Source organism: Acinetobacter sp. YT-02 (assembly GCF_002412355.1).
Taxonomy (GTDB): Bacteria; Pseudomonadota; Gammaproteobacteria; order Pseudomonadales; family Moraxellaceae; genus Acinetobacter; species Acinetobacter towneri.
Window position 1 is genome coordinate 22,950 of sequence record NZ_NOZT01000009.1, and the last position, 19,294, is coordinate 42,243.

The 19,294-nt window shown below is 40.0% G+C and carries 20 protein-coding genes and 1 other RNA gene; 16 read left to right on the forward strand and 5 right to left on the reverse strand.

Annotated features, from left to right (window positions below):
- The first annotated feature begins 105 nt into the window (after positions 1–105).
- The 12 genes from rimO (at position 106) to lpxA (ending at position 12,424) form a co-directional block, all read left to right on the forward strand.
- Positions 106–1,449 carry a 30S ribosomal protein S12 methylthiotransferase RimO gene (gene rimO, locus CF596_RS05005; RefSeq protein ID WP_096901422.1) on the forward strand — a complete coding sequence of 448 codons (1,344 nt, stop codon included), beginning with the start codon at positions 106–108 and terminating at the stop codon, positions 1,447–1,449.
- Between the two features lie 84 nt (positions 1,450–1,533).
- The gene (pyrH, locus tag CF596_RS05010) at positions 1,534–2,262 is read left to right on the forward strand and encodes a UMP kinase (protein WP_004976712.1); all 729 of its coding nucleotides are present in this window, start codon (positions 1,534–1,536) and stop codon (positions 2,260–2,262) included.
- 88 nt (positions 2,263–2,350) lie between these two features.
- The gene (gene frr, locus CF596_RS05015; RefSeq protein ID WP_004976711.1) at positions 2,351–2,905 is read left to right on the forward strand and encodes a ribosome recycling factor; all 555 of its coding nucleotides are present in this window, start codon (positions 2,351–2,353) and stop codon (positions 2,903–2,905) included.
- A 3-nt stretch (positions 2,906–2,908) separates the two neighbouring features.
- Entirely contained in the window at positions 2,909–3,661 is a 753-nt protein-coding gene (uppS, locus tag CF596_RS05020) for a polyprenyl diphosphate synthase (protein WP_004976709.1), read from the forward strand.
- Between the two features lie 3 nt (positions 3,662–3,664).
- A complete protein-coding gene (locus CF596_RS05025; RefSeq protein WP_004976707.1) occupies positions 3,665–4,489 on the forward strand; it encodes a phosphatidate cytidylyltransferase in 825 nt (274 codons plus the stop codon).
- Positions 4,490–5,686, forward strand: a complete 1,197-nt coding sequence (gene ispC, locus CF596_RS05030; protein ID WP_096901423.1) for a 1-deoxy-D-xylulose-5-phosphate reductoisomerase — start codon at positions 4,490–4,492, stop codon at positions 5,684–5,686.
- Between the two features lie 3 nt (positions 5,687–5,689).
- Complete coding sequence (rseP, locus tag CF596_RS05035) at positions 5,690–7,045, forward strand: RIP metalloprotease RseP (protein WP_096901424.1); 1,356 nt, start codon at positions 5,690–5,692, stop codon at positions 7,043–7,045.
- Positions 7,046–7,087: 42 nt separating this feature from the next.
- Entirely contained in the window at positions 7,088–9,532 is a 2,445-nt protein-coding gene (gene bamA, locus CF596_RS05040) for an outer membrane protein assembly factor BamA (protein WP_096901425.1), read from the forward strand.
- Between the two features lie 41 nt (positions 9,533–9,573).
- The gene (locus tag CF596_RS05045) at positions 9,574–10,074 is read left to right on the forward strand and encodes an OmpH family outer membrane protein (protein ID WP_096901426.1); all 501 of its coding nucleotides are present in this window, start codon (positions 9,574–9,576) and stop codon (positions 10,072–10,074) included.
- A 3-nt stretch (positions 10,075–10,077) separates the two neighbouring features.
- The gene (lpxD, locus tag CF596_RS05050) at positions 10,078–11,148 is read left to right on the forward strand and encodes a UDP-3-O-(3-hydroxymyristoyl)glucosamine N-acyltransferase (protein WP_004976698.1); all 1,071 of its coding nucleotides are present in this window, start codon (positions 10,078–10,080) and stop codon (positions 11,146–11,148) included.
- A gap of 5 nt (positions 11,149–11,153) precedes the next feature.
- Complete coding sequence (gene fabZ / locus CF596_RS05055; RefSeq protein ID WP_026438029.1) at positions 11,154–11,639, forward strand: 3-hydroxyacyl-ACP dehydratase FabZ; 486 nt, start codon at positions 11,154–11,156, stop codon at positions 11,637–11,639.
- Positions 11,636–12,424, forward strand: a complete 789-nt coding sequence (lpxA, locus tag CF596_RS05060) for an acyl-ACP--UDP-N-acetylglucosamine O-acyltransferase (RefSeq protein ID WP_019836491.1) — start codon at positions 11,636–11,638, stop codon at positions 12,422–12,424. The genes fabZ and lpxA overlap by 4 nt, the downstream gene beginning before the upstream one ends.
- A 71-nt stretch (positions 12,425–12,495) precedes the next feature.
- Here the strand turns inward: lpxA and CF596_RS05065 are convergent, their stop codons facing one another.
- Positions 12,496–13,341 (reverse strand): YbgF trimerization domain-containing protein, encoded by an 846-nt coding sequence (locus tag CF596_RS05065; protein ID WP_096901427.1) that lies wholly within the window; start codon positions 13,339–13,341, stop codon positions 12,496–12,498.
- Between the two features lie 341 nt (positions 13,342–13,682).
- Between CF596_RS05065 and ffs the strand changes: the two genes are divergently transcribed.
- Positions 13,683–13,779, forward strand: an RNA gene (ffs, locus tag CF596_RS05070) — signal recognition particle sRNA small type.
- A gap of 66 nt (positions 13,780–13,845) precedes the next feature.
- Here ffs and CF596_RS05075 read toward each other — a convergent pair.
- The 4 genes from CF596_RS05075 to CF596_RS05090 all read right to left on the reverse strand — a co-directional run bounded on the left by CF596_RS05075 (position 13,846) and on the right by CF596_RS05090 (position 16,915).
- The gene (locus tag CF596_RS05075) at positions 13,846–14,535 is read right to left on the reverse strand and encodes a regulatory protein RecX (protein WP_096901428.1); all 690 of its coding nucleotides are present in this window, start codon (positions 14,533–14,535) and stop codon (positions 13,846–13,848) included.
- An 81-nt stretch (positions 14,536–14,616) separates the two neighbouring features.
- Positions 14,617–15,663: a recombinase RecA gene (gene recA, locus CF596_RS05080; RefSeq protein WP_004976691.1), complete on the reverse strand. Its 1,047-nt coding sequence runs from the start codon at positions 15,661–15,663 to the stop codon at positions 14,617–14,619.
- 144 nt (positions 15,664–15,807) lie between these two features.
- A complete protein-coding gene (locus CF596_RS05085) occupies positions 15,808–16,248 on the reverse strand; it encodes a S4 domain-containing protein (RefSeq protein WP_004976690.1) in 441 nt (146 codons plus the stop codon).
- Positions 16,241–16,915, reverse strand: coding sequence for an HAD-IA family hydrolase (locus tag CF596_RS05090; protein WP_096901429.1), 675 nt, complete (start codon positions 16,913–16,915; stop codon positions 16,241–16,243). Before CF596_RS05090 ends, CF596_RS05085 begins: the two co-directional genes overlap by 8 nt.
- Positions 16,916–17,200: 285 nt before the next feature.
- On the opposite strand from CF596_RS05090, the gene CF596_RS05095 reads away from it, so the two are divergent.
- The 3 genes from CF596_RS05095 to CF596_RS05105 all read left to right on the forward strand — a co-directional run bounded on the left by CF596_RS05095 (position 17,201) and on the right by CF596_RS05105 (position 19,250).
- A complete protein-coding gene (locus tag CF596_RS05095; protein ID WP_004976684.1) occupies positions 17,201–17,446 on the forward strand; it encodes a hypothetical protein in 246 nt (81 codons plus the stop codon).
- A gap of 584 nt (positions 17,447–18,030) precedes the next feature.
- On the forward strand, positions 18,031–18,210 hold the full coding sequence (locus CF596_RS05100; protein ID WP_004976682.1) for a hypothetical protein: 180 nt from the start codon (positions 18,031–18,033) through the stop codon (positions 18,208–18,210).
- A gap of 182 nt (positions 18,211–18,392) precedes the next feature.
- Positions 18,393–19,250 carry a 3'(2'),5'-bisphosphate nucleotidase CysQ gene (locus tag CF596_RS05105; protein ID WP_096901430.1) on the forward strand — a complete coding sequence of 286 codons (858 nt, stop codon included), beginning with the start codon at positions 18,393–18,395 and terminating at the stop codon, positions 19,248–19,250.
- Positions 19,251–19,294: the final 44 nt, after the last annotated feature.

The window sequence follows — 19,294 nt, forward strand, 5'->3', positions numbered from 1 at the left end:
CTGAATGGTTGTATTTTGGTGCATTATGCAAAGAGTCGGCTATTTCTCTATTTTTATGCAAAGAAAAGTCATACAATACGCGCATTCTAGTGGAGTGCAGATTCTATGAAATCCCCCAAAGTCGGTTTTGTTTCTTTAGGTTGTCCTAAGGCATTGGTAGATTCCGAACGAATTTTAACTCAGTTAAAAACTGAAGGTTATGATGTCGCATCTGATTATGAAGGTGCTGACTTAGTTGTTGTCAATACATGTGGTTTTATTGAATCTGCAGTACAAGAGTCCTTAGACGCGATTGGCGAAGCCATGAATGCCAATGGTCGTGTCATTGTGACAGGTTGCTTGGGTAAAGATGAAGATAAAATTCGTCAAATGCATCCCAACGTATTAAAAGTGACTGGCGCGGCTGCTTATCAGGACGTGATGGAAGCGGTGCATCAATATGTTCCTGAGCCACCAAAACATAATCCATTTATTGATTTGGTACCTGAACAAGGCATTCGTTTGACGCCTAAACATTATGCCTATCTTAAAATTTCAGAAGGCTGTAACCATCGCTGTACTTTCTGCATCATTCCAAGCATGCGTGGCGATTTAGTTTCGCGTCCTGTGGGTTCGGTATTAGAAGAAGCTGCAGCACTGAAACGTGCAGGCGTAAAAGAAGTATTGGTAATTTCTCAAGATACTTCTGCCTACGGCGTAGATACCAAATACAAATTGGACTTTTGGAACGGTCAGCCTGTTAAAACCAAATTCTATGATATGTGTGAAGCCTTAGGGCAATTGGGTATTTGGGTGCGTTTGCACTATGTCTATCCATATCCGCATGTGGATGCTGTAATTGATTTAATGGCACAAGGCAAAATTTTACCTTATTTGGATATTCCATTCCAACATGCCAGCCCGAAAGTATTAAAGTTGATGAAGCGACCTGCGCACAGCGAAAACACGTTGGAGCGTTTAAAACTTTGGCGTGAAAAATGCCCTGAGCTGGTGATTCGTTCAACCTTTGTGGTGGGTTTTCCAGGCGAAACAGAAGAAGATTTCCAAATTTTGCTCGACTGGCTAAAAGAAGCGCAATTAGACCGTGTTGGTTGCTTTACTTATTCACCTGTTGAAGGTGCGGCAGCAAACGACTTGCCAGATCATGTGCCAGAAGAAATCAAGCAAGAACGCTATGAGCGTTTTATGCAGGTTCAGCAAGAAATTTCAGCAGCTAAACTGCAAAAACGTATTGGTCAAACCATGACCGTGTTGGTAGATGATTTGGAAGAAGAATTTCCAGTCGCAGTGGCACGTTCTTATGCAGATGCGCCAGAAATTGATGGCAACGTCTTTGTAGAAGATATTGACAAGAGCGTGATTAAAGCAGGTGATTTACTTGAAGTTGAAATTACCGATGCCGATGAATACGACTTATTTGCCAAGCTGATTCAGGTCAAATCTGCATAATGCTTTGCAGATTTGGATTGCTAGCTGTAAGCCATACAAATTGTAAAAAATTAAAGTTTAGAATTTAGAATTGGAGTAATGACAATGTTAGATTCAAAAAAGCCACGTTATGCACGTATCTTGTTGAAACTATCGGGTGAGGCACTTGCGGGTAATAAAGACATGGGGATTGATGCGCAAGTGCTCGATCAAATGTCTTTGGCAATTGCACACTTGGTTGGTTTAGGTGTGCAAGTGGGTATTGTTGTCGGTGGTGGTAACTTATACCGTGGCAGCCAATTACAAAAAGATGGTTTAGTCGGCCGTGTAACAGGCGACCAAATGGGTATGTTGGCAACGGTGATGAACGGTTTAGCCATGCGTGATGCCTTGGTGCGCCGTAACATCAAAACCCGTTTAATGTCTGCATTGCCTATTGGTACAGTGGTTGAGTCTTACTCAAGCCGTGATGCGATTCGTCACCTGACTCAAGGTGAAGTGTGTGTGTTCGTTGCGGGTACAGGCAATCCATTCTTTACCACAGATACAGCAGCATGTTTACGTGGTATCGAAATCGAAGCTAACTTGATCTTAAAAGCGACCAAAGTAGATGGCGTATATAACAAAGATCCAAGCAAATACGAAGATGCGGTGAAATATGACACACTTACATTTGACCAGGTGTTGGATGAAAAATTAGGTGTTATGGATTTAACTGCAATCTGCTTATGCCGCGATCACAATGTGCCGTTGCAAGTTTTTGATATGAATAAAGCAGGTGCATTGCTTTCTGTAGTGATGGGCGAAAAAGAAGGAACTCACGTTACGAACTAATGTACGTGAGCCACAAAGCTCTTTATACTACGGTTTAATTTAACCCTATATTTTGACTCAAATTTTAGAATACAGTAAGGAAGATCTTATGATTAACGATCTTAAAAAAGACAGCGAAGAACGTATGAGCAAGACTTTAGAGTCTTTAGAACATGGTTTTGCCAAAGTACGTACAGGTCGTGCACATCCATCAATTTTAAATGGTGTGATGGTTTCTTACTACGGTTCCGATGTGCCACTTAACCAAGTAGCCAACATTGGTGTAGAAGATTCACGTACCTTATTGGTTCAGCCATTTGAGCGTTCAATGGTGTCTGCAATTGATAAAGCAATTCGTGAGTCAGATTTGGGTCTAAACCCAATCACAGCCGATGCAATTCGTGTACCGCTTGCAGCATTGACTGAAGAAACTCGTCGTGACATGCAAAAAGTTGCTCGTTCTGAAGCAGAAAATGCCAAAGTTGCTATTCGTAACATCCGCCGTGATGTATTGGGCGACATCAAAGCATTATTGAAAGAAAAAGAAATTTCTGAAGATGATGAGCGCCGTGCAGCAGATGACATCCAAAAAATCACAGACAAATACGTTGCAGAAGTAGACAAGCGTCTTGCTGCAAAAGAAGCTGAGTTGATGAAGGTCTAATCAATGACCACATCGGAAGACAGCGCGTCTTTGCCAAAACATGTTGCCATCATTATGGATGGCAACAATCGTTTTGCAAAAAAAAATCAAATGCAAAAAGGGGAAGGACATCGCTCTGGTAAAGATGTACTTGACCCGATTGTTGAACATTGTAGAAAAAAACACATTCAAGCTTTAACCGTTTTTGCTTTTTCGAGTGAAAACTGGAATCGTCCGCAGTTTGAAGTGGATTTACTCATGCAATTGCTGGAAACCACAATTCATGAGCAATTACCACGCATGGAAAAATTCAATATTGCCTTACGTTTTATTGGTGACCGTTCACGTTTGTCGCCGCATTTGCGTGAGTTAATGTTGCATGCCGAACAAAGGACTGCTAATTTCAACAGCATGACACTCACAATTGCCATTAGTTATGGTGGTATGTGGGATATGGCACAAGCTGCAAAACAAATTGCAGCAGATGTTGTGGCGCATAAAATTGATATTGAACAAATAGATACACAACTTTTTGGTCAATATGTCAGTCTGGCAGACCTACCACCTGTCGATCTGTTGATTCGTACAGGTGGCGATTTTAGATTGTCCAACTTTTTACTTTGGCAAGCTGCGTATGCTGAATTGTATTTTACCCAAACCTTGTGGCCTGAATTTAGCATAGAAGAATTTGACGATGCACTGGCAGTATTTGGTGGTCGCGAACGTCGTTTTGGTAAAACTTCTGAGCAAATTCAACAAGAGAAAATTGAGAATTAATACATGTTAGAGCGGATTATTACCGCATTGGTATTGGTTGCTGTGGTGTTGAGTTGTATGTTTGCAACTCAGTCGCACTATCCAATGTTTATGCTGATGATTGTTGCAGCAGGGGTTGCGGGCTATGAGTGGTTCAAACTCATGCCAAGAAAAACTAAATATGTCCTCAAACCTGTGGCTTGGGGCTTTGGTGTATTGACTGCCGCTTTGGCAGCAATGGCACTTTATTTTAGTGATATTGCCTTGTTACTTTGGGCAGCTTCTATTTTGACATGGTTACTCAGTATTTATTGGGTCAAGTCTTATCCAGAATACGATGCATGGTATAACCCAAGCTTAAGTTTTATTGGTTTTATTCTAATTTCTGCTGCGGTCACTGCAATTTTTTCCGTATGGAATAGTTCGCCGTGGTGGTTAATGTACTTGTTCTTGTTGGTTTGGGGTGCAGACTCAGGTGCTTATTTTGTTGGGCGTAAACTGGGCAAGAAAAAACTTGCACCGAATGTCAGTCCAAACAAATCAGTAGAAGGCTTATATGGCGGTGTTTTTACTGCCATGCTAATCGTGATTGTTGTTGAAGTGGTGTATTTGGACCTAACTTTGGCACAACATATTTTATTTTTGATTCTTTCGGTATTTACGGTATTTAGCTCAGTATTGGGCGATCTGTTTGAATCCATGATCAAGCGCCGTGCAGGTATTAAAGACTCTGGGCGAGTTTTGCCAGGTCATGGTGGTGTGCTAGATCGGATTGATTCTTTACTTGCAGCAGCTCCAATTTTTGCTGCAGGTATGTATGTTTTAAAACTTATTGGCGTAGATTTATAAATGTCACAAGCTGTTTGTATCTTGGGTGTGACAGGTTCAATTGGACAAAGCACCCTAAAAGTACTGCAACAACATCCTGAGCAGTATTCAGTTTTTGCCGTGACGGCACATAGCCGAATTCAAGAACTGGTTCAAATATGCAAACAGTATCATCCTAAAATTGTGGTTGTACCTGCGGCAAAAGTTGATGAATTGCAGCAGTTACTTGCACAGCAACACATTTCAGGGATTGAAATTTTAAGCGATGAGGCGGGTTTAATCGCAGTTGCCGAACATCCTGAAGTGGATGTGGTGATGGCAGCCATTGTCGGTGCGGCAGGTTTATTACCTACACTGGCTGCGGTTAAAGCGGGTAAGCGCGTGTTATTGGCCAATAAAGAAGCCTTGGTGATGTCGGGCGACATCATGATGCAGGCGGCACGTGAACATGGTGCTTTGTTATTGCCTGTAGATTCTGAACATAACGCGATTTTTCAATGTTTGCCTGAACATTATTTACAAACCGAAAGAAATGGACAACCTCAGCTAGGTGTATCACAAATTTTACTGACTGCTTCGGGCGGCCCATTTTTAAATCATAGCCTAGAAGAACTGCAACACGTTACCCCTGCACAAGCCTGCAAACATCCAAATTGGTCTATGGGACAAAAAATTTCGGTAGATTCTGCAACCTTAATGAACAAAGGTTTGGAATTAATCGAAGCGTGTCATCTTTTTGCAATTTCAGAACACTTTGTTACAGTTGTGGTTCATCCACAGAGTATTATTCATTCCATGGTTCAATATGTGGATGGTTCAACTTTGGCACAAATGGGTAATCCTGATATGTGTACGCCAATTGCGCATGCTTTGGCATGGCCGCAGCGTATCCAAACGCATGTTCCGCCTTTAGATTTGTTTGTCAATCATCAGCTTGATTTTCAAGCACCCGATACCACACGTTTTCCTGCGTTAAGTCTGGCACGTCAAGCCATGCAAGAAGGTGGTCTGGCGCCTGCTATTTTAAATGCAGCAAATGAAATTGCAGTTGCAGCATTCTTGCAGCAAAAAATTCGTTTTACTGAAATTGCGACAGTGGTTGAGCATACCTTGAACCAAATACAAAATTCAGCCGCAGAAAGCATTGAACTGATTTTGCAGGCAGACCAAAATGCTCGTGCTATTGCACAGTATTTTGTGTTGAATAAAGGAAGCTAAAGCATGAGTGCCTTATTTATTGTGGTTGCAGCGATTCTTTTGCTAGGACCTTTAATTGCAATTCATGAGTTTGGGCACTACTTTGTTGCACGTAAATTAGGTGTCAAAGTTTTGGTGTATTCCATAGGCTTTGGGCCAACCATTTTAAAATGGACGTCTAAAAAATCGGGGATTCAATATCAGCTTTCGGCACTGCCTTTGGGTGGCTATGTCAAAATGCTTGATGAACGCGAAGAAAACGTTGCAGAAGCAGACCTACCTTATGCCTTTAATCGTCAGCATCCGTGGAAACGTATTGCGATTGTGGCAGCAGGTCCGTTAATCAACCTGATTTTTGCCATATTATTGTTCTGGCTATTATTTTTACCCTCTCAAGAACAGTTGAATACCCGTGTGGGTAAGGTACTGGCAGATACACCTGCGGCGGCAGCGCAAATGCAAGTAGGTGATAAGATTACCGCCATTGATGGTACGCCTGTGACGACATGGGAAAAGCTGAACTTTGCCTTGGTAGATCGTGTAGGTGAAACAGGCAAGATCCAGGTACAGGCGGAACGCGCAGGTGAAATCAAAACATTTAGCTTACCCATTCAAAATTTCTTAAATGATCAATCCCAATCACCTTTAGATATCTTGGGTTTTACACCGTATCGCCCACAAATTCCTGCAATTGTCAGTAAGTTAAGTGAAGATGGTGCGGCCATTCGTCAAGGTATGCAAGTCGGCGATCAAATTATTGCGATTGATGGCGTCAAAATGAATGACTGGTACGATGTGGTACAAGTTGTTCAAGCATCGCCAGAAAAATTACTGAAAGTAGATGTGCTGCGTAACAATCAAGTACAGCAACTGGAAGTGATGCCGCAAGGCAAACGTGACAATATGGGCAATGTTTCGGGTGTATTGGGTGTGCAAAGTGATCCTGGAAAAATTGTCATTCCAGAAGATTTTAAGCAAACCATTCAATACAGCCCGAGTGAAGCTTTATTTATGGCGGTAGATAAAACAGGTCAGCTGTCTAGCATGATTCTGAATTCTATTGTCAAAATGGTACGTGGTTTAATTGGTTTAGATAATTTATCAGGCCCAATTACTATTGCCAAAGTCGCAGGGCAAAGTGCGGAAATGGGGTGGCAAACTTTTATTTCCTTTATGGCACTTATGAGCGTAAGCTTAGGAATTCTAAATTTATTGCCAATTCCAATGTTGGATGGCGGGCATTTAGTTTATTATTTTATCGAGCTGATTCGTGGAAAACCTGTTTCTGAACAAATACAATTAGTTGGTTTAAAAATTGGTATGGTACTGCTTGGAAGTATGATGCTCCTTGCATTATTTAATGACATTATGCGTTTATAACAACGTAGATACGAAATAAATTTAACACTGGAAAAGACTGGCATGCAGCACACACATTTATTTATGCCCTTGGCACTGGTTAGTGCAATGGCGGCAACACAACAAGTATATGCAGCAGATGAATTTATTGCGCGAGATATAAAAATAGATGGTCTTGTTCGTTTAACGCCAGCCAATGTCTATGGAATGATTCCAGTGAATAGTGGTGATCGTGTCAATGAAGCAGTGTTGGCCAATGCGATTCGTTCACTCTATGCCACAGGTTTGTTTGATGACATTCAGGCCAGTCGTGAAGCCGACACTTTAGTGTTTAAAGTGGTTGAGCGCCCAATCATTTCTAAGGTTGAATTTAAAGGCAATAAACTGATTCCAAAAGAAGCGTTGGAAGATGGTTTAAAGAAAATGGGTGTGGCTGAAGGTGAAGTACTGAAAAAGTCAGCACTACAAACTTTAGAATCTGAACTTGAACAGCAGTATATGCAGCAAGGTCGTTATGATGCGGATGTACGTGTCATTACCACAGCACGTCCAAATAACCGTGTAGATTTAACTGTAGAGTTTGTTGAAGGCAAAGCTGCCAAAGTGGTAGATATCAACATCATTGGTAATACGGTATTTAAAGAAAGCGACATTAAGCAGGCGTTTGCAGTTAAAGAAAGTAGCTGGAGTTCGATTGTTACCCGTAATGACCGCTATGCACGCGAAAAAATGGCAGCAAGCTTGGAAGCATTACGTGCGTTATATCTTAATAAAGGTTATATCAACTTCAATATCACTAACTCTAGCTTGAACTTGAGCGAAGACAAAAAGCATATTTTTGTTGAAGTTTCGGTGGATGAAGGCGAGCAATTCAAGTTTGGCAAAAGCAAGTTCTTGGGCGATGCTTTGTACAAACCAGAAGAACTGACCGCACTGCAAATTTATAAAGATGGTGAAACCTATTCACAAGAAAAAGTGAATGCGGTGAAACAATTGTTGCTACGTAAATATGGCAATGCAGGATATTACTATGCCGAAGTGAATATTGTGCCTCAAATTGACAAAGAAACGAAACTGGTCGATTTAAACTACTACATTAACCCAGGTCAGCAAGTTACAGTGCGTCGTATTAACTTCGCTGGTAACAGTAAAACTGCCGATGAAGTGCTTCGCCGAGAAATGCGTCAAATGGAAGGCGCATTGGCAAGTAATGAAAAAATCGGCTTATCTAAAGTCCGTTTAGAACGTACAGGTTTCTTTAAAACTGTTGATGTTAAGCCTGTGCGTATTCCCAACGTGCCTGACCAAATTGACTTAAATGTTAATGTAGAAGAACAGCACTCAGGTACCAGTACTTTGGCGGTAGGTTTCTCGCAAAGCGGTGGTGTGACATTCCAAGCAGGTTTAAGCCAAACCAACTTTTTGGGTACAGGTAACGCAGTTTCGATTGATTTATCACGTTCTGAAACCCAAGACTATTATAACTTGAGTGTGACTGATCCATACTTCACGATTGATGGTGTGCGTCGTGGTTACAACATGTACTACCGTAAAACCAAGTTAGATGATAATTATAACGTAAACAATTATGTGACTGATAGTTTCGGTGGTGGAATTAACTTTGGTTACCCAATTGATGAAAACCAAAGCATTAGTGCAGGTTTAAACATTGACCAGACTGAAGTTACAACGGGTAATCGAGTTTCAACGTATATTCGTGACTATTTATTGGAAAATGGTGGTAAAGAAATTGGTTCATCAAATTATTGTGTAGATAATAATGATCCTTGTACAACAGAACTTAAAGCTGATCGTTTTTCTGGTGATTATTTAACTTACAATCTAAACTTGGGATGGTCGTATAACACCTTAAACCGTCCAATTTTCCCAACCAATGGTATGTCGCATCGTGTTAATGCTGAAATTGCTTTGCCTGGTAGTGATGTAGAATTCCAAAAAGTGACTTATGATGCACAGGCTTATTTCCCTTTAGGCAAGGATTTTGTCTTACGTGGCTATGGTAAGTTAGGTTTTGGTAATGATTTGCCGTTCTATAAAAACTTCTATGCGGGTGGTTATGGTTCGGTGCGTGGTTATGACAACAGCACGCTTGGGCCTAAATATGACAGTGTTTATGCAGAACATAATTCATTGGAAAATTACGATTTGGAAGAAGTGGGCGGTAATGCTTTAGTCCAATTCGGTACAGAATTGGCGTTACCAGTGCCATTTAAAGGGGATTGGACACGTCAAGTTCGTCCAGTGATTTTTGCAGAAGGCGCACAAGTCTTTGATACTCAGTGCGATATTTCTTCATCTGCTGACTTAAGAAAGTACTGTAAAGACAATTACGGCTTCGACTTCGGTGAAATGCGTTATAGCGTGGGTGTAGGCTTTACTTGGATTACCATGATTGGCCCATTGTCACTCAGCTATGCGTATCCGTTGAATGATAAAGATGGCGATGACACTAAAAATATCCAATTCGAAATTGGTCGTACTTTCTAAGTACGACCCGTGTTGGATCGTTTAAACACAGGATGTAGCATATGAAAAAAACAATATTGAGTTTGGCATTGTTTGGTTTATCTACACTGGCTACAGTGACACATGCTGCAGGCTATGGTGTAGTAAGTTTAGAGCGTGTTGTCGAAAATAGCAGTTATCTCAAACAGCAAAATCTGGCTTTGCAACAGTCTGTCAAACCACAAACCACTAAGCTTGAGCAACTGACTAAAGAGTTAGAAACCATGCAGCAACGCGCGCAACAGACTACGAATTTATCAGACGCTGAAAAGCAAAAAATGAATACACAGTTTCAAGCGAAATTGAAAGAATTTAATGGCTTGCAACAAGTGGTACAAACCCGTGTTCAGTCAGAATTGTACAAAATTAACGATGGTTTTGAAACTCGTTTAAAGCAAGTTGCTGAACAATTGCGTAAAGAAAATGGTTTAGATGTAGTTTTGAATAAAAACTCGGCACTTGCCTATGACCCGAAGTATGATTTAACTGATAAAATGATCCAAAAGGTCAACGCACTTAAATAATCAATGAGTTCCCAACATTATCGCTTAGAAGAAATTGCTGGTTTAGTTCAAGGTCAATACATTGGACAAGCCGATTTACGTTTGCAAGGTTTGGCAAGCCTTGAGTCTGCTCAGGCGCATCAACTTGCATTCGTGAATGGCGATAAATATTTAGCGCAAGCACGTAGCTCCCAAGCGGGAGCTTTAATTGTGACCGCTTCACTACAAGCCGAGTTAGACAATCATCACAACTTTATTGTGGTCGATAATCCATATCTGGCTTTTGCAATTTTGACTCATGTATTTGAGCGCAAGCATACGCAACGTGGTATAGAAAGCACAGCCCAAATCCATCCATCAGCCATCATCGCCGATAGTGCCTATATTGGTCATTACGTCGTAATTGGTGAAAATTGTGTGGTGGGTGACAATACGATTGTGCAATCGCACTGTAAAATTGATGACTTTGTCGAAATTGGTCAACAGTGTTTTATTGATTCACACGTGACTTTGACAGGCGCAGCCAAGCTTGGACATCGTGTGCGCATACACGCCAATACTGTAATTGGCAGTGAAGGCTTTGGCTTTGCACCTTATCAAGGCAAATGGCATCGTATTGCACAGTTGGGTTCGGTGATTATTGGCAATGACGTTCGTATTGGCTCGAATTGCAGCGTAGATCGCGGTGCACTAAATGATACAATTTTGGAAGATGGTGTCATTATTGATAACCTTGTGCAAATCGCACATAACGTCAAATTAGGTGCTCATACGGCCATTGCAGCAAAAACTGCCGTGGCTGGAAGTGTGACAATTGGCAAAAACTGTATCATTGGTGGTGGAAGTGCAATTTCAGGGCACTTAAATATTGCTGATAATGTGACTTTGACAGGAATGTCAATGGTCACAAATAATATTTCTGAATCAGGAAAATATTCGTCAGGTATAGGCTTGTTTGAAAATCAAAAGTGGAAACGTACTGTTGTGCGCCTCAGACAATTAGCAGATGTGCCATTGACCCAATTGGTGAAAAGACTTGATGATATGCAATCTCAAATTGAGTCCCTTGAATCAACTTTTAAATTGCGTAAATAATTATGATGACTGAGTCGAATTCTAGCACCTTCACTAAACCTGAATTGCCAATGCACATTCAAACCATTCGTGAATATTTACCCCATCGCTATCCGTTTTTATTGGTAGACCGCATTGTAGAAGTCACTGATAACGGTATCGTGGGTTATAAAAACGTATCTATCAATGAAGAATTCTTGCAAGGACACTTCCCGAATTATCCGATCATGCCAGGTGTTTTAATCGTTGAAGCGATGGCACAAGTGTCGGGCATTTTAGGTTTTATCATGAATAATGAGAAACCGAGCGCAGGTTCTTTGTTCCTTTTTGCAGGCGCAGAAAAAGTTCGATTTAAAAAACAAGTCGTTGCAGGCGATCAACTTGTATTAAAATCTGAATTAGTTATGCAAAAACGAGGCATTTACAAATATAATTGTATCGCCACCGTTGATGGCGTCGTCGCAGCAACCGCGGAAATTATGGTTTCGCATCAGAAAACAGAGCAAGCATGAGCAATAACCCACTCATTCACCCAACCGCTATTATTGACTCATCTGCAGTAATCGCTTCAGATGTCACGATTGGTCCATACTGTATTATTGGCCCAAATGTAACGATTGGTGAGGGTACAAAACTTCATTCGCATGTGGTGATTGGTGGTTACACCCGTATTGGTCAGCACAATGAAATTTTCCAGTTCGCCAGCGTAGGTGAGGTCTGTCAGGACTTAAAATATGCAGGTGAGGAAACTTGGCTAGAAATTGGTGATCACAACAAAATTCGTGAACACTGCAGTTTGCATCGTGGTACGGTGCAAGACAATAGCCTGACCAAAATTGGTAGTCACAACTTACTTATGGTCAATACACATATCGCACATGACTGTATGGTGGGTGATCACAATATTTTTGCCAATAACGTGGGTGTGGCAGGTCATGTGCATGTTGGGGATTATGTGGTTGTCGGTGGAAACTCTGGTATTCACCAATTCTGTAAAATTGACTCTTATAGCATGATTGGTGGTGCATCGCTTATTCTTAAAGATGTGCCTGCGTATGTCATGGTTTCTGGTAATCCTGCACATGCATTTGCAATGAATGTGGAAGGAATGCGTCGTAAAGGCTGGTCGAAGGATGTGATTCAAGGTCTTCGTGAAGCCTTTAAACTCATTTACAAATCTGGATTAACCACTGAGCAAGCCATTCAGCAAATTCGCAGTGATATTTTGCCAAATGTGGCAGAAGCGCAGCGTTTAATTGATTCTTTAGAACAATCTGAACGTGGTATTGTGCGTTAAGGTTTGAGTTTACCGAATACGGCAAGCTTCAGAATATTAAAAGACATCCTCGGATGTCTTTTTTTATTGGCTTATTTTAAAAATCTTGCTTCTTCAGACTTTGGATATTGGCTCAGAATTTTACTTTTGTATTGCGCTGCTAAAGTAGGTTTGTGATCTACATCTTGCGCTATGCTATATAAGCGATATAAGGCACTTGATGCTTTTGCAGATTGGGGATACTTTGTTGCTACAATTTCAAAATTCTTTTTGGCTTCGGTGTAATTGGTTGGCTCAATTGCTAAATTAAATTCAGCTAACCAAAAATACGCATTGCTGATATACACACTGTTTGGGTGGTTTTTAATAAAGTTTTGCATAGGTGCAATCGCTTTTTTGGCACCACCTTGTTTATAGGCATCCAATGCAACAGTATAGGCTGCTTTTTCCAGCTCAATATTGGTATTTAAACCTTGAGCTGTTGGACTCACATGCGTTGTATTTTGCACAGATTGCGTGGCATTGTTGTTTAACTGGTTGTTGCTGGCGCTGGGTGCAGTATCTTTTTGGTTATCCTCCTCAGCGGCAGGAGCAGATTCAGGGTCTATTTTTTGTTGGAGCAGTTCTAGACGTTGATCTAAATCGGTATAGCGATTTTGCAATTCATGTTTGAGCTGCGCAATTTCATTGTCTTGTTCTTCAATTTTGCCACGTAACTGGCGGATGTCATTTTCAAGTTGCTGGTTTTTTTGCATCAACTGCCAATTGATATTGGTGGGTACATTGGCAGTTGCCATATTACTCGTTGCAATCGCAGGGCTATTGGCATACCTAGCACTGCTTTGGCTGAGATTGTGGCTTTCAATTGGAATATTGGCAAATATAGGCGTTGAGCACAGTAGGGCAAGAGCACAAAGTGCATGCTTTTTTAGCATAATTGAACATCCATCTTAATCTTGTGTAGGTGAGTCCTTGTAAGCATATTGGACTCAACCTGTTGATTTGGTCATTTTCCACATTTAAAACGTCCACGCGTGGAATTGCAATAAGCTTTTACAAACTTATCATCAATCTCAGCGCAATATGGGTAAATCTAGGATTTAAATCTCGAAATAATTTTATGATGGGTTAGTTAGACTAAATTTTAAATGACGTTATTCTATAAATGTCTTCAATTGTTTTTAAAATAATCAATTGGATAGCATTATAAAAGGAAATACAGAACAACGCTTGCAAGTTTGTTAAAAATCTCTATACTCTGTTTTTGCAATGGTAGCCCTGCTGGTTACTTCGCAATTGTACTCTACGAACCCCGTCAGGACCGGAAGGTAGCAGCGGTAGTGGAACTATGATGTGCCGAAGGCTTGCTGGTAGGGTTGCCACCAGTTTTGAAATAATAATTCTATTTATCTTCTACTTATTTTGATCTTATATCCACTATTTTAAAAATCCTGCTCTTTCCTACGAATTGCTTTCATAATCGCATCCATATCAAAGCCCCGATACTGTAAAAAACGAATTTGTTTGGCTTTAAGTTTTGGCTCGTTTGCGACTTCTGTGCCGAATTTTTTCACTTTCAGTTGATAGGCTTGTTCTGCCCAATCAGTTTCTTTAAGTTCTTCTGAAATTAAACTGCTATCCACTTTTTTGTTTTTAAGAGCCATTTTAATACGATTTGGCCCTTTACCTTGCCGCTTTTGGCTAGCCAGTAACATTTCTGCTAGGCGTTGATCACTCTGATAATTTTCACGTGCCAATTCATTGACTAACTCAATCACTTCATCACGGTTTTCTGTATATAAAGCCAGTTTTTCAATTAAGTCATTTTTAGAATATTCTTTACGCGTTAAGAGAGCAAAGGCGTAGCTGCGTAGACGAGAACCTGTTAGTCCTGGGCGTTTGTTTTGCTGTTCGTCTTGGTCTTCATTGTGATTGTGTTCTTGATCATCAATGGCTTCCGTATGAGCAGGGTATTGTTTATTAATGTTAGGCGCAGAATTTGAGGCAAAATGCAGGGCAGACGTTGTTTCGGAATATATCTGCTCAGTTCGGCTACATGATTGCTCATCTTCGCCAAATTGTTGTTTTAGCGCAGCGTAATCAATCAGTTTGGGGAATTTGTCTTCAGGCATGGTAATGCTTCCATATACAATAAAACGCTCCGTAGAGCGTTCTATTTAATTCAGTTTGTTGTGTTCATATTAGCGCATGCTTTAAACATCAAGTAAGTCGAATTCTTCTTCGTCTTTATCTTCTACAGGTGCAGCTTGACCTGTCGTGAGTAGTTGTTCACGAATAATCGCTTCGATGCCTTTAGCAAGCTCTGGATGTTCTTCAAGATGGCGAATGGTGTTGTTTTTACCTTGACCAATTTTATCGCCTTGATAAGAATACCAAGCACCAGCTTTTTGCACGATATTTTGTTGAACAGCTAAATCGACCAGCTCGCCCAAATGGTTAACACCTTTACCGTAAAGAATTTGGAACAATGCTTCTTTAAATGGAGGTGCCATTTTGTTTTTCACAACTTTGACTTTGGTTTCAGAACCAATAATCTCGTCACCTTCTTTCACTTGACCTACACGGCGAATATCTAAACGAACAGAAGCATAGAACTTCAATGCGTTACCACCAGTTGTGGTTTCTGGGCTACCAAACATTACACCAATTTTCATACGAATTTGGTTAATGAAGATCACCATACAGTTCGAGCGTTTGGCATTACCTGTGATTTTACGCAAGGCTTGGCTCATTAAGCGTGCTTGTAAGCCCATGTGTGAGTCACCCATTTCGCCTTCAATTTCGGCACGAGGGGTTAAGGCAGCTACGGAGTCGACCACAATCATGTCGATTGCGCCAGAGCGTACCAACATATCGGCAATTTCAAGAGCTTGTTCACCGTTGTCTGGTTGCGATACTAAAAGATTGTCAATATCTACACCAAGTTTACGTGCATATTGAGGATCAAGCGCGTGTTCGGCATCAATAAAGGCACAAGTTCCACCAGCTTTTTGACATTCTGCAATGGCTTGCAAGGTCATAGTCGTTTTACCTGATGATTCAGGGCCGTAAATTTCAATGATACGACCTTTAGGTAAGCCACCAATACCCAATGCAATATCTAGGGTCAATGAGCCTGTAGATACGGCTTCTACCGCTTGCACAGTGTTGTCACCAAGACGCATGACTGTGTTCTTACCAAATTGTTTTTCAATCTGGCTTAACGCAGCGTTTAACGCCTTGCTTTTATTCTCATCCATCTTACAACCTCAATACGATGTCACGAAACAATATACTCAAGTGGATGCATTTACTTAAATCTTTTCCACATGCAATATAGTGACAGAATTTGTCCTGTAGTTCTATTTATATCACGGGCTGTGCGACAGCCTGTGACGCTCTATTTAATCATCATTATATGACCAAAATTGGTCAAATTGCTGATCATTCTCTTGTTTAAATTTGCTGATGTCACGACGGTCTTTTTTACTTGGTCGATGATCAGGTCGTGCTAGATTATGCAACTTTCTTTGGGTCGCAATCAATTCCCTGCGTGCAATACTCACTTCAGTTTCTTCATAAAGTTGCTGAGCGACAGGGGCAGGGCCGCGTACGCCGGATAATGCCTTGACCAATACGGTTTTCTTATCAAAACCTTGTTGAATGGTCAGCTCAGTTCCCACACGAATTTCTTTGGAAACTTTAACGCGCTCGCCATTGTGATGTACTTTGCCGCCTTCAATGGCAGCTTTTGCAATAGAGCGGGTCTTGAAAAAACGTGCAGCCCATAGCCATTTATCAATTCGGATCGTTTCAATGGCTTCGTGGGACGAAGTTTTAGGCATATTTTTGAGTGTCCTCAAATTGTTCTAAGACAGGAATTAAATCTGTTAATTGGTGCAACATAGGGTAATTACAAGTCTGACGCGTAGGTTTTGCTGAGGATGGCTGGGCAATACTATATAAGTGTCCAATCCCAAAGGCTTTAGCACCATTAAGCACCTTTTCGGTGTCATCTATAAAATAGCAATCTTCAGGATTAAATGCATGTTGTTGTTGCAATGTTTGCCAAAATTCAACGCGCTCTTTGGCATAACCAATACTTTCAGAACTAACAATCACTTCAAAATACTTTGCTAAACCTGTATGTGCTAATTTAAAGTCTAAACCTGCACAATCGGCATTGGTGGTGAGCCAAATGTGATAGCCATTATTTTTTAAATATTCCAGTAACTCGATAGCTTGTGGACGCAACGTGACTTGATCTTTATATTCAAGTTGCATCGCAAGCATATCTACACCCACTTTAGCCGTCCAAAAACGTGAGGAATACCACTCTAAGGTGTGGCTATGCGCTTGATAAAAATCGTATAAAATTTCTTTGCTGCGCTCTAAAGAACAGGCGTGTAATTCTGCATAGCGAATAGGCAGTTGTTCATTCCAAATAAAATCATCATAAGCGAGATCTAACAGCGTTCCGTCCATGTCAAACATGATGATATTTTTGTGCATTTAGACATCCTAAACCATAAAGCAATTGCCAAAAGGCAAATAAAACTGGCTCATTTAAACATGCTTGAGGCATAACTCAAAATGCTGTCTGATTATTCGCCAAATTGTGCTAGGCTAAATAAATAAGCACTGTACATGCGTTGCATATAAATTAGGTGAGATGGGGCAGTTGTAAAAAGTAACTGTAGCGTTCACAAAAACAATTTTTTTGACATATTTCTGTATTTGTTTGTCTGTACAAGCATAGAAATTGAATGGTAAATTTTTTAAATTAGGGAGCTAGTAATGGCTGAACAACAGTATTTAGATTTAAAACACTTAGATAAACAACTCGATGAGTTTGAGAAAAAGAAGAAAAAAATTAAGAAAATGCGTATCGGCTATAAATTATTTGCGCATTTAATGGGCGATGAAAAATTCGCCCATCATGTTTCAGAGTCGGCATTAAACCCAGATAAACGTAGTTATCGTAAAGTCAAAATTAAAATCACCTCAGATGAGGGAGAGTTAACTTTTCTAGAAAAGGATTGATTATTTTTTTGATTTAAAATTCTAGTGATTTTGATTATGTATACAAATTTGTGTACCTTTAAATCTGGCCCGATTGATGCAGATCGGGCTTTTTTATACCTTAATTCTATGAATGGTTCAACCTGAATTAGAATCCTTTTATAAGTCGAAATTTGATCATAAATGATCAGTAAAATTAGTATTGAAAGTCCCTTCTTTTACGCCATGTATTGCTCAGGATGAGGAGTATATTCCGCAAGTGGATGATGGGATTCTTATAAAAAACCTCTCCCTGAGGAGCATGCTCCGCAAGTCTCCTAAAAGGAAAGGGAATTTCCTTTGCAGTGATTCAAAAATGATTTAAGAAAGAATCTTTTTAAATAAAATGCATCAAGTTGTCATAATCTGCACTTAAGCTATTCAGCAAACTCAGTGAAATGTAATAGGTCGTGTTTAGTCTATTTCAGTATAAGTTCTGTGTATAAATGTGGCAAGGTGCGCTCAAATGTTACGCTTTAACTATCAAAAGAGGCATGAATATGACAGAACGATACCTTAGAATATTGACAATTTTTCATGATTAAATAAATTTAAAAGGAATTGTGATGTCTATTTTAGGAATTGCCATTACCACTATTTTGGGTTTATTGGGTATTGCTGCAATTATTATTGGTTTTTTTGGTGGTGAAACTTATTTGGTGATTGTGGGTATTTTATTATTGGTTAGTGGTGCACTCACTTTATCGATGTTTAAAAAAAGATTATCCAATCCATTTAAAGATTAATTAACTAAGCACTCAATAAATAAAAAACTCAAGTAAAAATGAATTGCCTTGACACATAAAGTCTTGATTTAGCATATCTAGCCACTAAATTTTATCTACGCATCAGCCGTAAATTTTATTACAATGTTTTTATGAAAGTAATGAAAAATTAGACCTTTGGATACAGTCTAAAAAGGATAGTTATGTTTATAAAAACAAAGGCGCCAACGCATACTTTAATTTTACAGTTATTGCCAATCGTGCAGCAGGCGTGTGAAATTTTAAATCAGGAATTTCAAGATTATTGTTCAGGTGCTGCTTTTGATGTAGAAAAGAAAACCGATGATTCTCCTGTTACGCAAGCCGATTATCGAGTCAATTATTATTTAATGCAGGCTTTGGCAAAAATCTCCAATTTACCTGTGTTGTCCGAAGAAGGTGAGCAAGACCAACGTCAGCAATGGCAGCAATTTTGGTTGCTTGATCCTTTAGATGGCACGAAAGAGTTTTTACATCAACGTCCTGAATTTACCATTAATTTAAGTTTAATTTGTGGTGTGCAAACAACTTTTGCAGTACTTGCAGTACCAGGCGAGCAAACTATTTATTTTTGTCCTGAACAGGGTATGCCATTGAAATATCATATTTTAACTCAGCAATGGTATCTCTATCAGTCTGAACCCACGGTAACATCTTCAGTTCTAAAAATTGGATTAAGCCACAGTAGTCAAAAAAAATCACACTATGCAGACTATTTAAAAAGCTTGGCGCAGTTGATCGATTTTGAGGAACTAAAAGCAGGTAGTGCTTATAAATTCTGCATGATTTTGGAAGATCGTGTCGATATTTACCCACGTTTTCATCCGACTTCTGAGTGGGACACCAGTGCAGGACAATGTTTATTGGAACGAATAGGTGGTGGATTGGTCGATTTTCAGGGGCGGGCATTTTTATATAATCAGCGCGATACATTGTTAAATGGTGGTTTTATCGCCTATAAAAATACGCAGATGAAACAGATCGCCTTACAAGCACTTGGACTTATGGCGAAGTCAGATTGAGCAAAGTGCTGAACATGGTATAGTGTCAAGCAACCAAGTTAAAA

Coding starts and splice junctions, on each gene's coding strand:
- rimO (WP_096901422.1), top strand. CDS start 106: ATGAAATCCCCCAAAGTCGGTTTTGTTTCTTTAGGTTGTCCTAAGGCA.
- pyrH (WP_004976712.1), top strand. CDS start 1,534: ATGTTAGATTCAAAAAAGCCACGTTATGCACGTATCTTGTTGAAACTA.
- frr (WP_004976711.1), top strand. CDS start 2,351: ATGATTAACGATCTTAAAAAAGACAGCGAAGAACGTATGAGCAAGACT.
- uppS (WP_004976709.1), top strand. CDS start 2,909: ATGACCACATCGGAAGACAGCGCGTCTTTGCCAAAACATGTTGCCATC.
- CF596_RS05025 (WP_004976707.1), top strand. CDS start 3,665: ATGTTAGAGCGGATTATTACCGCATTGGTATTGGTTGCTGTGGTGTTG.
- ispC (WP_096901423.1), top strand. CDS start 4,490: ATGTCACAAGCTGTTTGTATCTTGGGTGTGACAGGTTCAATTGGACAA.
- rseP (WP_096901424.1), top strand. CDS start 5,690: ATGAGTGCCTTATTTATTGTGGTTGCAGCGATTCTTTTGCTAGGACCT.
- bamA (WP_096901425.1), top strand. CDS start 7,088: ATGCAGCACACACATTTATTTATGCCCTTGGCACTGGTTAGTGCAATG.
- CF596_RS05045 (WP_096901426.1), top strand. CDS start 9,574: ATGAAAAAAACAATATTGAGTTTGGCATTGTTTGGTTTATCTACACTG.
- lpxD (WP_004976698.1), top strand. CDS start 10,078: ATGAGTTCCCAACATTATCGCTTAGAAGAAATTGCTGGTTTAGTTCAA.
- fabZ (WP_026438029.1), top strand. CDS start 11,154: ATGACTGAGTCGAATTCTAGCACCTTCACTAAACCTGAATTGCCAATG.
- lpxA (WP_019836491.1), top strand. CDS start 11,636: ATGAGCAATAACCCACTCATTCACCCAACCGCTATTATTGACTCATCT.
- CF596_RS05075 (WP_096901428.1), bottom strand. CDS start 14,535: ATGCCTGAAGACAAATTCCCCAAACTGATTGATTACGCTGCGCTAAAA.
- recA (WP_004976691.1), bottom strand. CDS start 15,663: ATGGATGAGAATAAAAGCAAGGCGTTAAACGCTGCGTTAAGCCAGATT.
- CF596_RS05085 (WP_004976690.1), bottom strand. CDS start 16,248: ATGCCTAAAACTTCGTCCCACGAAGCCATTGAAACGATCCGAATTGAT.
- CF596_RS05090 (WP_096901429.1), bottom strand. CDS start 16,915: ATGCACAAAAATATCATCATGTTTGACATGGACGGAACGCTGTTAGAT.
- CF596_RS05095 (WP_004976684.1), top strand. CDS start 17,201: ATGGCTGAACAACAGTATTTAGATTTAAAACACTTAGATAAACAACTC.
- CF596_RS05100 (WP_004976682.1), top strand. CDS start 18,031: ATGTCTATTTTAGGAATTGCCATTACCACTATTTTGGGTTTATTGGGT.
- CF596_RS05105 (WP_096901430.1), top strand. CDS start 18,393: ATGTTTATAAAAACAAAGGCGCCAACGCATACTTTAATTTTACAGTTA.